Below are 15489 nucleotides of genomic sequence, written 5' to 3'. Positions count from 1 at the left end.
GGACACCTGACGTAAATTCCTCGTAATCTTCGTCTGTTGTACTATTAAGGATTCCCTGGTCGTATAACAGGTATATTACCTGGGAACCTGTTATTTCACCTGATAATATCATATATTTGAAGACTCGTTTGTCGAAATCGGAGTCATCCTCAAATTCTTTGAGTACATAATCGACAATAACATTGTATATCTCATCCGTATCATAATAATCACTGCTTGTCTGAATGCCGGTTATGTCTATTACTCCCTGGCTTATGCAGTATTTCAGATACTCATATAATGATATCTTGTCATTTACATAGTTGTTATATGTGTCACTGTCCTTATCCACTGCACTGCTGTCATATATGCCGTTTGAGCTCAGCGTCTCGCATATAAACTCCATATAATCCTTGTACTGATCCGAAAGATTATACAGTTCCGTGTGACTGCTCTTCAGAATGTCCGAAAGCGCATTGAGTGTGTACTGCTTGCTTGATACAAATGTGTTGTACACATTCTTTTCATTGTCAGTTGCATTCGCAGCATTAAGGGCCTTTATGTCTATAATGTTGTTGTCAAAGAATGCCGAGTACACATCCGTTATAGGTATATCCTCTTTCTCCTTGGATGTCGTCACGTTCTTGAGATTTGCAAGGAGAATATACGACAATTCCTTTTCAAGTGCGTTGTAGCAGTATTTCTGAAGATCAGAGTCAAGTGTGAGGTAAATATCGTTTCCTGCAACAGAATCAGTCTTTTCTATAATCTCAAGGACTTTTCCCATGTTGTCAACGTACATCTTCTGGGAACCGTCAACACCACGAAGCTGATCCTCGTACGACTGTTCCAAACCAAGCTTTCCAACCATATCATTGGAATCATACTGCTGATTCTCGTCAAGCTTCGCATTGTACTCCTCGAGCTCCTCATTTGAAATGTTGCCGATATATCCGATTATATGCGAAAAATATATTGCATCATTGTATACTCTGTTTGATTCAATACTCACATCCATTCCGAGCAGTGTATCCATATTCTCAGTTATCGCAGCATAGCTCTGCTGACTTATATTGTTGGCGATATCCACTGTCATGTACTGCTGGTATCTGTTGAGCCATACCTCATATCTCACGGCAAGGATCTTGAGCACATAGGCATCCGAATAATCACCCGAGATATTGAAAAGTTCATCACTTCTCATATAGTCAAATACTTCCCTTGCTGTAGCATTCTTCTGTGCATCGGTGAGGGCATCAACTGAGCTTGCACCATAAACATTCATATAAAATGTATTGAGCTGTGAGCCGCTTATCGTGAATTTCATGTTGCCATTTGCATCCAGCTTGATCGGAAGCTCCACGGACAGACTGTCTCCATTCTGCTCAAGTATAAGTATCGTCTTATAAACTATCTCATTTCTTAGCTCATTGACCGACATATTCTTCTTGTCTGCCGCCTCAGTGAGGTCTGCATTGCTGGTGAAACTCAGACTGTATGAAGATTCGTTATATGCAAGCAGTTTTCCGTTGCAGTCGAAAATCTTTCCTCTGGTGGCCTTGACCGACACCGTCTTAAGTGATTTGTACTGGAAGCTGGACTGATATTTTTCTCCATTTATGATCTGAAGATTAAACAATCTGTACACAAGCACGCCTGACAGGCACAAAAAAACAGAGTGACATAAAAAATACGGCTCTTTAACTTTTCTACTATAAAATCTTTGATTATCTCTAATATATCTCTGATCACTATGTCTCACTTCCTTTTTCAGCGCGCTTCAGCCGCTTGTTTATAAAGACAAACAGCTTGAATACTATCATCGTAAGTATGGCTGTGTATATCATATCCGGCAAAATAATATCCTTCATGTACAGCCCAAAACTGAGTCTGTTACGCATTACAAAGAATATTATAAATGTTATGAAATTAAATATGAAATCATCAAGTGTTATGATGATGATAGGCAGCAGTACATCCTCCACGAGGTACAGTCTGTGGAAAAATCCGTTACAGTATCCAATGAGCATATATATGATCATAAAAGGGCCTATGGCAAAGCCAAAGTACAGATCATATAAAAAGCCACAGAAAAATCCCACCAGCATTCCCTCTTTTCGACCTCTCATAAGTCCAAAGGACACCGTGAGGATGAGCATCAGATTGGGAGTCGCACCCGCAACTGAAATATATGGAAAAAGTGCTGACTGAAGCACAAAACATATTATGATTAATAATCCAAGTGTGATAACTCTTCTCAATGTCTGTTTAACCTCTTTACTTCTACTCCGAAACAGTTTTCTTGGTCTGGAGGACTATGAGTACCTCCTGTATCTTTGAAAAATCACATGCCGGAGTGATATATGCAGTCTTTGTAAGATTGTTGGAATCTTCCTCTATTTTTGTTACATACCCTATGTTAATTCCCGACAGATATTTGCTTGACACATAGGATGTGACGACCTGATCGCCGACTCCGACCTCTGCGTCCTTGTCAATGTTTTCAGCGATAAGATAGCCATTCTCATAATTGCTGGCGCTTCCCTCAACATTACAAATAGCCTCTGACGGTAATATCATTCCGTTTACATTTGATGTATCGTCTATGATGGCTCTTACCTTGGCATAATCCTTTCCGGCCTCTGTGACTATTCCACACAGGCCGTTGCCATACATGACATTGCAGCCCTCGACAACACCATCATCTGTTCCCTTGTCGACATAGAACACCTGAAACCATCCGCCGGTATCCTTTGATATGACTCTGGCAGCAGTCTTCTTATAATCGTAATACTGGAGATCAAGCTCATAAAGTGCCTGAAGACGTTCGAGCTCATACGAATTCTGCTGGTACTGTGCCACCTGCTTCTGACTCTGTTCAAGCTGATCCTTGAGTGTTTCATTCTCCTTTAACAGTGCGTCGTAATTCTGGAATGCCTCAGTTTTGCTCTGAACCCATCTGCCTATGGTATTTACCCCTTTCTGCATGGGCTGGACAAATATGTTGGTAAAAATTCCTCACCGGTGCAAATATTCCCCCCCGCAAAGAGAGATACAAGCATGAGCACAACGCAAAAGCCTGTGAGTCCAAGCAAAAAATATCTCGGTGTGATCTCTATTCTTTTTCTGTTCCTATTTCGTCTTCGTTTCATTATAAAATACCTCGCTCAGCTAAGCTGACATAGCAGTTATTTCCTAAAATAATATGATCTGAAAGCTCTATCCCTATCAGTTCCCCGGCTCTGTCCATCTCTCTGGTGATATCTATATCCTGACCGCTCGGAGTCGGATCTCCGGATGGGTGGTTATGCACAAGTATGATATAGACAGCATCGTATCTGAGCGCCTCCACAAACACCTCTCTCGGAGATAACATCGAACTGTTCACTGTTCCCTCTGAAATGCGGACATCCTTTATGAGCTTATGCTTCGCATCAAACATGAGGAGATACACGTATTCCTTTTCGAGATATCTTGTGTTCTCCATGAAATAATCCGCAATGCTCTGTGGGGACTGGAACGACAAAAACGGCTTAAATGAAGCCCTGGCCATCCTCCTGGATATCTCAGCCAGACATTTCATCTGTATCGCTTTTACCTTTCCAACTCCGCTTATCTCTTCAAGTTCACTCACAGTCAGGTAATTAAGCCCCACTATCCCCTTGTGGACCGGATGGGCATCCAGTATCCTGTAGGCTGTGGACAGCGCATTTGCCTTCCTGCTTCCGGTTCTGAGGATGACTGCCAGAAGTTCAGCATCTGTGAGAACCTCAACTCCATACTTAAAGCTCTTCTCATACGGTCTCTCAGTCTCCGACATTTCTTTCATGGAGACCGAAAGTCCTCCTGCAAAATTCTCTTTGCAATAATTTTTATCCATATTTCCTCCTTCCGCCTCTCCAAGCTCCAGAGAAAATTTTATATGACCGACTAATTAATCTACCATACTATAAGGTTTTTTCTACCATTTTCTGTAATGACATTATTATGCCGTACTTGGCATGGGGATATGTAAGTCCCCCCTGAAAATATACCGCGTAAGGTGAGCGCATAGGTGCATCCGCTGAGAGCTCAATGGATGAACCAGACACAAATGCTCCAGCGGCCATGATGACCGGTGAATCATAGCCCGGCATGTCCCAAGGCTCAGGTCTTACATAACTGTCAACCGGCGCTGCAGCCTGGATTCCTTCACAGAATGCCACGACCCTCTCAGGAGTCTGAAGCTCAACAGCCTGAATAATATCGTATCTGTCCTCTGTGCTGTCAGGAACAGCCTTAAAGCCCAGTCCCTCGTATACATTTGCTGCAAATATCGCACCCTTAAGCGCACTTGCAGTAACTGTAGGTGCCATGAAAAGTCCCTGAGTGAGAGCCTTTGTATTGCCAAGTGAGGCTCCAACCTCCTTGCCGAGTCCCGGAGTTGTGAGTCTGTATGAAGCATTCTCCACGTACTCCTTCTTTCCGCATATATAACCTCCTATCGGTGCAAGACCGCCACCCGGATTCTTGATGAGAGAACCGACCACAAGATCGGCACCCACATCCGACGGCTCTATATCCTGTACGAATTCTCCGTAACAGTTGTCTACCATGCATATGATGTCAGGATTTACACTCTTGACCGCTTTTATGGCCTCACCGATCTGCTGTACAGACAGCGTCTTTCTGACCGCATATCCCTTGGATCTCTGTATCTCCACAAGCCTTGTGCGGCTATTGATCGCATTCTTTATTCCATCAATGTCAAAGTCTCCGTTCGGCAACAGATCCACCTGGGCATATGTGACACCATACTCTGCAAGTGAGCCCCTTGACTCCCTGATACCAATGATCTCATCCAATGTGTCGTACGGCTTTCCCGCTATGGCAAGGATCTCATCTCCCGGGCGCAGATTACCGAACATGGCCGTGCAGAGTGCATGGGTTCCGCACACTATCTGTGTCCTGACAAGGGCATCCTCCGTGTGAAATACGTCTGCATATATCCTCTCAAGGGCATCTCTTCCGTCATCCGTATAACCATAACCCGAAGAGCCTGCAAAATGTGCCTCAGACAATCTGTTGTCCTGCATGGCCTTAAGGACCTTGAGCTGGTTGAGCTCACTCACAGCATCGATGGCTGCAAATCTATCCTTAAGTTTCTCCTCCACACTGTTGCAGTATTCAAACACCTTTTCATCCACATTCAGTGATCTGTAGTAATCCTTTAACATATCTTTCATTTCTATATAATCTCCTTTTCGTGAAGCCTGTCCAGCATAAATGACAATATTTCAGACTCGCTGTCGTACTCACTTTTATCAACCCAGGTCACATGTTTTTCCCTCTTGAACCATGTGATCTGTCTCTTGGCAAAATGCCTTGTATCTCTCTTTAGCGTATATACTGCCTCATCCAGAGTGCATCTGCCCTGAATATAATCGATTATCTCCTTGTAGCCAAGCCCCTGCATTGACACCAGCTCCCTGCTGTAACCCTCGCTCACAAGCAGTTTTACCTCGTCCAGAAGCCCTGCCTCAAGCATGATATCTATCCGTCTGTCTATTCTATCATATAATTTCTGTCTGTCATCATTTAACACAAAATATTCAAAATTATATGGTGACTTCTTCTGCGACTCAGTCTCGTTATGTTCAGATATCTTCATACCTGTTTTTTTATAAAATTCAAGAGCCCGTATCACTCTTTTTACATTGTTCTCATGTATCTTTTCAGCGGATTCAGGGTCGACCTCCGCTAGCATGTCATGAAGGAATGTCTTGCCGTGGGTATCTGCAAGGTTCTGCAGCTTTTCCCTGTATGACATATCATTGTCATTTTCCTCAAAATCTATATCATACAAAAGCGCCTGGATATAGAAGCCAGTACCACCTACTATGATTGGAATTTTTCCACGGGAATATATATCCTCCATAGCACGAAGAGCATATTTCTTGAAAAGCACAACGTTGAACTCTTCTGCCGGATCCAGAATATCTATCAGATGATGCCTTACCCCCTGCATCTCCTCCGGCTCTATCTTCGCCGTTCCAATATTCATCTTTCTATATACCTGCATGGAATCTGCGGATATGATCTCGCCATCCACCGCCTTTGCCAGTCCTATGGACAGTGCCGTCTTGCCGACAGCTGTGGGGCCGGTGAGGATTATCAGTGGTTTCATATTCTTATCCATCCTGTTATCTCCTATACTATTCGCTTAAACTTCTTCTCAATCTCCGCCTCCGTCATGGATATGACAGTCGGACGTCCATGAGGACATGTGTATGGATTTTCAAGCTTTAATAGCTGATCTATAAGTGCGTCAGCCTCCTTGAAACTTATCTCCGTGTTACCCTTTATCGCAGCTTTGCACGCCATGGTGGAAAGCTTGTGTATAAATGTATCTATGGTCACCTTTTTAGCACTGCTGCTTGCATCCGCTATGAAGTCTATGAAAAGCTCTCTGCCATCAAGGCCAAACAGGTTGTCAGGAACAGCGTTCAGCTTGAACTCCCTGCCTCCAAAGTTCTCGATCTGATATCCAAGTGCCTCGAACATATCCATGTTCTCATGAAGGAACTCTATCTCTGCAGCACTGAGTGTAACGACCGCTGGAGGCATAAGATACTGTGAATATATCTTCTTATTTTTGTAATTCTCCATGAGTTCCTCATACTTGACTTTCTCATGGGCAGCATGCTGATCCATTATGAAGAACTTGCCGTCATACTCTATGAGCCAGTATGTCTTGAACAGCTGTCCTATGAGTCTATGCTTAGCACGTGCCTCCTTTGTCAGGAACTTCTCCTGGAACATATCCTGCTGTACATATTTTTTCCCGGCTTCCTCAATATAAGCTGCAGCTGAAGCTGCAGATACTGTTGAGTCTTGTGTCGCCGCTGTGACCGAAGGTCTAGCTGGTGCCGGAGCTGTATATGCCGGACTCTCGTTTACCACATTCCTGTTTTGTACTATATCTCTCTCAAGATCATTATTTCTATCCGCATATATATAGTTTCCTGCCGGCTTCTCCATCTTGTTATTATCTATGACGTCTGATCCTTTATTGTTTGAGCTGCTAGTCTCATCTATGATTTCTATAACCGGGTGGACCGGCTGTGATGATGTCTGTGGTTCGATCGGGCAAAGCTGCTGTGGTGATGTCTGCGTCTCCGCCGAGCGAAGCTGCTCAGGCTGATTCTGCGGTTCTGCCGGACGATGCTGCTCAGGCTGACTCTGCGGTACAGTCCGCTCCTCTGCCCTGACTATCGCCTCACGCCTCTTATTCTCGAACGCCTCCGGTGCCTTGCCAACATCCCTCTGCTTGAAGGTCTCCGGCTTTGGATCCTTCCCTGGCGCCACATCAGGAATGAGCTCCTTGAATAACAGTGTCTCCCTTATGGCATTGTAGGTGAAGCTGTATATATCCTGACTGTTGGCGAATTTCAACTCCATCTTGGTCGGATGTACATTTACATCAAGGAGATCAGGTCTCACCTGGAAATTGATCTCGGTGAATGGAAACTTGTGTATCATGACAAATGTCCTGAAAGCATCCTCGATCGCCTTGGTGAGCACCGCACTCTTTATATATCTGTGATTTACATAGTAGCCCTCAAATGATCTGTTGCCCCTTGATATACAAGGTCTTGCTATATATCCGGAGATCTTCATATAGTCATTTTCCGCATTTATCTCAAGAAGATTTGAGGTGATGTCTCTTCCATAGATATGGTAGATTATGTCTCTGAGTTTGCCATTGCCTGATGTGAACAGCTTGTCTGTTCCATTTGCAATGAACTTAAATGAGATCTCCGGGTGTGACATGCATATACGGCACATCAAATCGTAGATATAGCTTGTCTCCGTGGCATCAGTCTTCATGAACTTCTTTCTCGCCGGTGTATTGTAGAAAAGATTTCTGACAATTATGGTTGTTCCACCCGGAGCACCTATCTCCTCGCTGGATATCTCCTTACCGCCATGTATCTGGTATCTGAGACCGGTCACATCATCAGCGGTCTTGGTGATCATCTCAACCTGTGCAACCGCCGCTATACTTGCAAGTGCCTCACCACGGAAACCAAGAGAAGAGATACTCAGGAGATCCTCGACTGTCACAAGCTTACTTGTGGCATGTCTGAGGAATGCAAGCTTGACCTCATCCTTCTTTATGCCTGCTCCGTTGTCGGTGACTCTGAGAAATGACAGTCCGCCTCCCTTTACCTCGACGGTTACCGCTGTGGCACCTGAGTCTATGGAATTTTCCACAAGCTCCTTGATGACCGAGCTCGGCTTCTCTATAACCTCACCGGCTGCTATCTTGTTAATCGTATTTTGGTCTAATACTTTTATCATTACTTATCGCTCCTTATTATTTAAGTCGCTCCTGCAATTCATTTAAATAAAGCAACGCCTTCATAGGTGTCATGTTGGACAGATCAACACACTTTATGTCCTCGATCACCTGTGATTCGGCAAGTGAGCCGAACATTGACATCTGGGTGTCTTCTTTCTTCGGCTTGAAATCATTTGTAACCTTTATCTCCTTCAGCTTGGTGGTTATGTCCTTGTCTATAAGCTGATTACATATCTCATTTGCTCTCGCTATAACGACATCCGGCACACCGGCAAGCTTTGCAACCTGTATACCGTAGCTTCTGTCGGCACCGCCCTTGACGATCTTTCTGAGGAACACTATGTCGTCTCCGTCTTCCTTGACCGCTATACAGTAGTTGTTGACTGCCGACAGCTTACCCTCAAGCTCCGTGAGCTCATGGTAATGTGTCGCAAACAGAGTTTTTGCTCCGAGCAGTTCACTGTTGCTTATATACTCAACGACAGCCCAGGCGATCGCCAGACCGTCATATGTGCTTGTTCCTCGACCTATCTCATCAAGGATGAGAAGGCTGTTCTTCGTTGCGTTTCTGAGGATATTTGCGACCTCACTCATCTCCACCATGAATGTGGATTGTCCAGATGCAAGATCATCAGAGGCTCCTACTCTTGTAAATATCCTATCGCATATGCCTATATTGGCAGATGACGCAGGAACAAAGCTTCCAACCTGGGCCATAAGAACTATGAGTGCAGTCTGTCTCATGTATGTGGATTTACCAGCCATGTTAGGACCGGTTATGATCGATATCCTGCTCTCATGGTTGTTCAGATATGTGTCGTTTGTGATGAACATATCGTTGTTCAGCATCTTCTCAACGACCGGATGACGTCCGTCCTTTATGTCGATGACTCCATCTGTATTGATCTCAGGTCTAACATACCCATTTGCAACAGCCACATATGAGAGTGAACACAGAGCATCGAGCATGGCTATGCTGTGTGCTGTTCTCTGTACCCTTGTGAGCTCTGCAGCAAGGGTGTTCCTGAGCTCAACATATGTGTTGTACTCCAGCGCAACAAGCTTGTCGGATGATCCGAGTATAACTCCAGCCAGTCTGTCAAGCTCCTCGGTTGTGTATCTCTCAGAATTGGCAAGTGTCTGCTTTCTGATGAAATAATCCGGCACAAGACTCTTATATGAATTGGTTACATCAAAATAATATCCGAACACCTTATTAAACTTTATCTTGAGATTCTTGATTCCGGTCTTTTCCTTCTCTCTGGCCTCAAGCTCTGCGATCCAGTTCTTGCCATCAGTTGTGGCATTCTTCAGAGTATCTATGTCCTCAAGATAGCCATCTTTGAATATTCCGCCCTCTCTGATAAGTATAGGCGGCTCATCAACTATGGCACGGTCAAGAAGGTCATAGAGATCCTGCAGATCATCTATTCCATCCCTGATCTCGGTGAGCTCATCCGAATGGAATTCACCGAGAAGCTGTATTATAAATGGAAGAAGCTGTATGGACGTCTTAAATGCCAGAAGATCTCTCGGATTCGCTGTTCTTAACGATATCCTCGTCATAAGTCTCTCGAGATCGTATATGGTATTCATGTACTCACGGAGTTCGTCTCTGGTTATGACAGAGTCGTTGAGCTCTGTTATCGCGTCAAGTCTGGCTTCTATATCATCTTTGTGGATAAGGGGCTGCTCTATCATATTTCTGAGCATTCTCGCTCCCATGGCCGTTTTGGTCTTGTCAAGCACCCAGAGTAGTGAGCCTCTCTTCTGCTTATCCCTGAGTGTCTCTGTCAGCTCCAGATTTCTTCTGGATGAGCTGTCTATGATCATGAAGTCCTCTATGGAATATATATCTATCCTGTTGATATGATCCAGTGAGTTCTTCTGTGTCTCATGTAGATACTGGAGAAGTGCGCCCGCTGACAGCAGCATATCCTCCTGCTCATCTATGCCGAGACCATCTATTGATCCGACCTTAAACTGTCTTTTAATGAAATCCTCACAGGTGTCATCGTTAAAATAATGAGACGGAGCCTCCGATATCGTTATCTTCATCTTCTCCTTCATGTAATCAAAGTTCAGGCCACATGACAGAAAAACCTCATTCCCTATGATCTCCGTCGGGGAATATTTGTTTATCTCGTCGTACAGCTTGGATGTAGATGAGATATGACAGGAACGGAACTCCCCTGTTGTGATATCGCATACGGCCACACCATACTCATCATTACAGCCAAATATACACATGAGATAGTTATTCCTCGTCTCATCAAGAATAGCCTGGGACATATTTGTACCAGGCGTAACTATACGTATAACTTCTCTTTTTACTATACCCTTTGCGAGCTTCGGATCTTCCATCTGCTCACATATGGCTACCTTGTAGCCCTTCTCTATCAGCTTGTTCAGGTATATGTCACAAGCATGATACGGAACACCACACATCGGTGCCCGCTCCTCCTGACCACAGTCCCTGCCGGTCAGTGTTATCTCAAGTTCCCTGGATGCCGTCAGGGCATCGTCGAAGAACATCTCGTAGAAATCTCCCAGTCTGTAGAAGAGAATACAGTCCTTATACTGATTCTTAACTTCCATATACTGAGCCATCATTGGTGTTAATGCTGCCACTTCAACTACTCCTATTCTGCTAATTCACCCATGTAATAAAATCCCTTACACTCAACAAGCTTTACATTCAGGATCTTTCCAACCATCTCCGCACACCCAGGGAAATGGACAAGTATGTTGTTGGAGAGTCTTCCGGTCAGAAGGCCGTCGCCCTTCTCGTCAAAGCCCTCAACCAGAACCGGCTGTGTCTGTCCCTTTATCGCAATGGTCTTCACATCACTTATCTCCTGCACACGCCTTAAAAGCCTGTTGTATCTATCCTGTATCTCTTCCTTTGTGGAACCATTCTCCATTCCGGCGGCAGGAGTTCCTGTTCTCTTTGAATATATAAATGTAAATGCGGTGTCATACTGTACTTTCTCAACCACGTCCATGGTCTCAAGGAAATCCTCCTCGGTCTCACCAGGGAATCCCACGATTATATCAGTGGTGAGTGATATCTCCGGAATCTTCGCCCTTATGCGGTCAACCAGTGCAAGATATGACTCCTTTGTGTACCGTCTGTTCATCGCATTCAGTATCTTTGTCGAGCCCGACTGTACCGGCAGATGGAGATGTCTGCAGATCTTTTGATTCTCCGCGATGACATCTATCAGTTCATCCGACAGATCCTTTGGATGTGAGGTCATGAATCTTACTCTCTGTATCTTCTCTATGGCACACACACGCCTCAGCAGTTCCGCAAATGTGATCGGATGCTCAAGATTCTTGCCATATGAATTGACATTCTGCCCGAGGAGCATGATCTCCACCACTCCGTCGTCAGCAAGCCTCTCACACTCAGCTATGATATCCTCCGGATTTCTGCTTCGCTCCCTTCCTCTTACATATGGAACTATACAGTAGGTACAGAAATTGTTGCATCCAAACATGATATTTACACCTGATTTGAATGGGAATTCCCTCACCGCAGGAAGATCCTCCACGACCTCCTTGGCATCCTTCCAGATATCTATGACCATGCTTCCGGATTCTATCCTGCTCACAAATATCTCAGCAAGCTTATATACATTGTGTGTTCCAAATACCATATCGACAAACCTATAGCTCTTGCTTATGGTTGTCACCACATGCTGCTCCTGCATCATGCATCCGCACAGAGCTATCTTCATCTCAGGATTTTTCTCCTTGAGGTGCTTCATGAGACCAAGGTGACCATAAACCTTTCTGTTGGCATTCTCCCTGACCGTACATGTGTTATATATTATAAAGTCCGCATGTTCGGACTCGGTCCTAACATATCCCATCTGCTCAAGTATTCCGGCAAGCTTCTCAGAATCCCGGACATTCATCTGACAGCCAAATGTCTGTATGGAACAGGTAAGGTCACGTCCCAGCTCTTTGCTTCTTGCTGTGACATACTCCCTGCCCTTTTTTATAAAATAATACTGCCTCTCCGGTTCCTCAAACGGAGCTGGAAGCCCCAGATCTATGCCGTCAATAACTTTTTCCAAATCATTCATAATCTCTATGTATCCTTATCTATTTCTTTAAAGCTGCGTAAATCCTTCTGGAGTTATTCCTCTATGCCCAGCTTACCAAGTATCCTGCCTATGTTATCCATAGTATTTTTCACGCTGGAATCCGCGGCATCCATCCTCATCTGAGTCTGTATATCCGCAAGATCAATATCCTTGTAATGATCCAGCGCCGCGATGTAATCAGGATCATTCTCAAAATGAACCTTAAGTGCCCTCATGGCATCCTTATAACCGAGCAGGCTTCTGAATTTTACTGAATTTGCAGAGAAATTCAAGGTTCCATCTATCAGATCTCCCAGGCTTACACTTGGATATATCTCTATGATATCCGCATCTGTATATGCAGATATGTCTTTCTTTGAGTCGGGATTAAGGCCGCACACAACGATATTCCTGTATCCCATATCATACAGAGGCTTCACCGGAACATTGTCGGCAAGACCGCCATCACAATACTCCTTACCGTTATAAGTCACAGACTCATAGAGCATAGGCAGGGTGGATGATGCCATGACAACTGTCCTGATCTCCTCCGCATCCATTCCTGCAAGGCTTATATACTCAGCCTGTCTTTCACCTTCCTGCGCGCACTCAGCTATGGCTGCATACACGGTGACCTGCCCATCAGACAGCTTTCCGTAATCCACATAGCTGTCCATGAGCTTTATCATCTCCCTGCGCGACATGAATCCCGATTTGTCGTTGAACATCAGATCAGGATCAACGTCAAACACCGTCTCAAAATGTATCTTCTTCCATGCCTCCTCGCTTCTGTCAGGATCATTGCACGCGAAAAGCACGGCATTTATCGCACCTATGGAAGTTCCTGATATGGCTGTAACCTTGTCCATAAGTCCATACTCTGCAAGTGCTCTGTACACCCCGAGCTGGTACGCTCCTTTACCGCCGCCACCGCCAAGGCACAGCGCATAGCTGTCAGCCTTCACTCCATGCTCTGCAGATCCCACAACACTTCCTGTGCTGTATGCACCATTTTTTTGCAGCTTATCCATCTGTATCTTCTTTTCCAGTTCAGCGATCTTTGCTGTTATCTCGTCTCTGTTCATTGACCCTCCATTATGATATAACTTCCGATTCTGTTACTATGATATGTGGTCTGATATCTGTAGGTTCACTGTCTATCTTATCAACTATCTGGAATTCATACGCAAGTGCCACCGTGACAAGCCCTGCATGCCTCGCCAGATATCTGTCGTAATACCCTCCGCCAAAACCTATGCGGTTGCGGCTGTGATCAAATGCAATCCCAGGCATGAACATAAGCCCATCTTCGATCTCCTCAAAATCATCAGAAACCGGTTCGAGTATCCCAAAGTTTCCGGATGTAAGTTCTCCGTAGTCTGTTATCTCAATAAACTCCATGTTTTGTCCATAAACCTTTGGAACATATACATGCTTTCCGTCCGACCACGCCTTCTCAATTATAAGCTTTGTATCCACTTCATTCCCTTTGGAAATATATGCACATATATTGAGAGCATTCTCGTATTCAGGAAGCTCAGACAGACGTCTGCATATAAGTTCAGATCTCCATGCACAGTCACCCCTGTCCATGGCATTTCTAACCGCTTTTATTGTTTTCCTTATATCGGCTTTGCTGCCGGGTTTTACACTGTCTTCGCTATTCATAATACAGTCGTGCCTACGCCTTTCTTGTAGGATCAAGGTCCTGAAGTCTGGTTATGGAGCCGTCCTTCTCTTTGATATCTATATTGTTGAGCGTGCTCCTGAGATTATTCTTCACAGCAAATATATATTCCTGCCTTAACTGCTGCTGTTCCTTCTTCTCAGCGTCGGTGAGCCCCTCAGCCTTGGACTTGTGATATAACTCATTTATACGTGCGATCTTTGCCGCATCGATTATCGTCTCTTTCATAACTATATAAGATACTCCTTATTCAAAATAAATCTGACAACGTCAAAGTCATGATCCTTATATTTTGTGAACAGAGTTCCTATACTTTCTCCGTTCATTACCTTAACAATATTGTCCATATCCGCTCCGGATACTATGACCATATCCGAGTTGGAGTTGGTTGCTATCCTGGCGGCTGCGATCTTGGTCGTCATTCCGCCGGTTCCGTACTTGGAGCCTGCACCTTTACCCATATCCATTATATGGTCGTCTATACAGTTCACCTCTGGTATAAGCTTTGCATCAGGGTTATTGTGTGGATCATCAGTGTACAGACCGTCTATATCCGTGAGAAGTATCAGGAGATCTGCATGGATCATGGATGCAACTATGGCAGACAGTGTATCATTGTCGCCAAATGCCACGCTGTCATCCAGCTCATCGATGGCAACCGTATCGTTCTCATTGACGATCGGTACGACACCGAGCTGAAGAAGCTCGTTGAATGTGTTGATGGCATTCTTTCTCCTCTCATCCGACGATATAACATCAAATGTTAGCAGAACCTGAGCTGCTGTGCTGTGATACTCTTGAAAAAGCTTCTGATATATCATCATTAGCTGTCCCTGTCCCACTGCAGCACACGCCTGTCTGAGCGAGGTCGTCTTAGGTCTTCTGGCAAGTCCCAGCGCCTGTACTCCGACTCCGATGGCTCCCGATGATACGAGGACCACATCCTTGTCCTGATTTCTCAGATCACATATGATGCGCACCAGCTTCTCAAGCTTTGTATAGTCAAGTCCACCCGTCTCCTCGTGAATAAGTGAAGATGAACCAATCTTTATTACTATCTTTTTCTTGTCTTTCAAATACTCTCTATCCATTTATATTCTCCTGTGTACCGTCTGTTATTGCCTCATTGCTGAATCTGGATGCTATGGCCTCGGCCACCTTCATACCATCGACAGCGGCTGAGGTTATTCCCCCTGCATAGCCCGCGCCTTCCCCGCACGGGTATATACATGTCCCCTCACAGCGCAGCTCATCGCCTCGTATCATACGAACAGGTGATGAGGTTCTGGCCTCGATTCCTGAGAGAACTGCATCGTCAGATGAATATCCCGGCATCCTCTTATCAAATGACACAACTCCTTCTATTATAGCATCCTTTATATACT

General features: G+C 44.7%; 12 protein-coding genes and 2 pseudogenes. All 14 read right to left on the bottom strand.

Annotated features, from left to right (window positions below; all coding sequences use genetic code 11):
* Positions 1–1627: pseudogene (locus CCU_RS12595) on the bottom strand (penicillin-binding transpeptidase domain-containing protein); the annotation flags it as partial.
* Positions 1628–1730: 103 nt separating this feature from the next.
* Positions 1731–2240 carry a rod shape-determining protein MreD gene (mreD, locus tag CCU_RS12590; RefSeq protein WP_022216476.1) on the bottom strand — a complete coding sequence of 170 codons (510 nt, stop codon included), beginning with the start codon at positions 2238–2240 and terminating at the stop codon, positions 1731–1733.
* Positions 2241–2262: 22 nt separating this feature from the next.
* Entirely contained in the window at positions 2263–2967 is a 705-nt protein-coding gene (gene mreC / locus CCU_RS12585; RefSeq protein ID WP_015534924.1) for a rod shape-determining protein MreC, read from the bottom strand.
* A 163-nt stretch (positions 2968–3130) separates the two neighbouring features.
* Positions 3131–3859 carry a RadC family protein gene (gene radC / locus CCU_RS12580; protein ID WP_015534923.1) on the bottom strand — a complete coding sequence of 243 codons (729 nt, stop codon included), beginning with the start codon at positions 3857–3859 and terminating at the stop codon, positions 3131–3133.
* A gap of 67 nt (positions 3860–3926) precedes the next feature.
* A complete protein-coding gene (locus CCU_RS12575) occupies positions 3927–5204 on the bottom strand; it encodes a methionine gamma-lyase family protein (protein ID WP_015534922.1) in 1278 nt (425 codons plus the stop codon).
* A gap of 2 nt (positions 5205–5206) precedes the next feature.
* Positions 5207–6157: a tRNA (adenosine(37)-N6)-dimethylallyltransferase MiaA gene (gene miaA / locus CCU_RS12570; RefSeq protein WP_015534921.1), complete on the bottom strand. Its 951-nt coding sequence runs from the start codon at positions 6155–6157 to the stop codon at positions 5207–5209.
* 11 nt (positions 6158–6168) lie between these two features.
* Positions 6169–8322 (bottom strand): DNA mismatch repair endonuclease MutL, encoded by a 2154-nt coding sequence (gene mutL / locus CCU_RS12565; protein ID WP_015534920.1) that lies wholly within the window; start codon positions 8320–8322, stop codon positions 6169–6171.
* A gap of 16 nt (positions 8323–8338) precedes the next feature.
* On the bottom strand, positions 8339–10936 hold the full coding sequence (gene mutS, locus CCU_RS12560; RefSeq protein ID WP_208896397.1) for a DNA mismatch repair protein MutS: 2598 nt from the start codon (positions 10934–10936) through the stop codon (positions 8339–8341).
* Between the two features lie 29 nt (positions 10937–10965).
* Positions 10966–12417, bottom strand: a complete 1452-nt coding sequence (gene miaB / locus CCU_RS12555; RefSeq protein ID WP_015534919.1) for a tRNA (N6-isopentenyl adenosine(37)-C2)-methylthiotransferase MiaB — start codon at positions 12415–12417, stop codon at positions 10966–10968.
* A gap of 53 nt (positions 12418–12470) precedes the next feature.
* The gene (locus tag CCU_RS12550; RefSeq protein ID WP_015534918.1) at positions 12471–13502 is read right to left on the bottom strand and encodes a patatin-like phospholipase family protein; all 1032 of its coding nucleotides are present in this window, start codon (positions 13500–13502) and stop codon (positions 12471–12473) included.
* Between the two features lie 10 nt (positions 13503–13512).
* The gene (locus CCU_RS12545; protein ID WP_015534917.1) at positions 13513–14085 is read right to left on the bottom strand and encodes a 5-formyltetrahydrofolate cyclo-ligase; all 573 of its coding nucleotides are present in this window, start codon (positions 14083–14085) and stop codon (positions 13513–13515) included.
* Between the two features lie 13 nt (positions 14086–14098).
* Complete coding sequence (locus CCU_RS12540) at positions 14099–14332, bottom strand: DUF896 domain-containing protein (protein WP_015534916.1); 234 nt, start codon at positions 14330–14332, stop codon at positions 14099–14101.
* 2 nt (positions 14333–14334) lie between these two features.
* The gene (proB, locus tag CCU_RS12535) at positions 14335–15195 is read right to left on the bottom strand and encodes a glutamate 5-kinase (protein ID WP_015534915.1); all 861 of its coding nucleotides are present in this window, start codon (positions 15193–15195) and stop codon (positions 14335–14337) included.
* Positions 15188–15489: pseudogene (locus tag CCU_RS12530) on the bottom strand (FAD-dependent oxidoreductase); the annotation flags it as partial. The gene proB and the pseudogene CCU_RS12530, both read right to left, overlap by 8 nt.

The sequence above is a fragment of the Coprococcus sp. ART55/1 genome (assembly GCF_000210595.1).
GTDB classification, from domain to species: Bacteria; Bacillota; Clostridia; order Lachnospirales; family Lachnospiraceae; genus Coprococcus; species Coprococcus aceti.
This window is presented reverse-complemented; position numbering and strand designations above follow the sequence as displayed.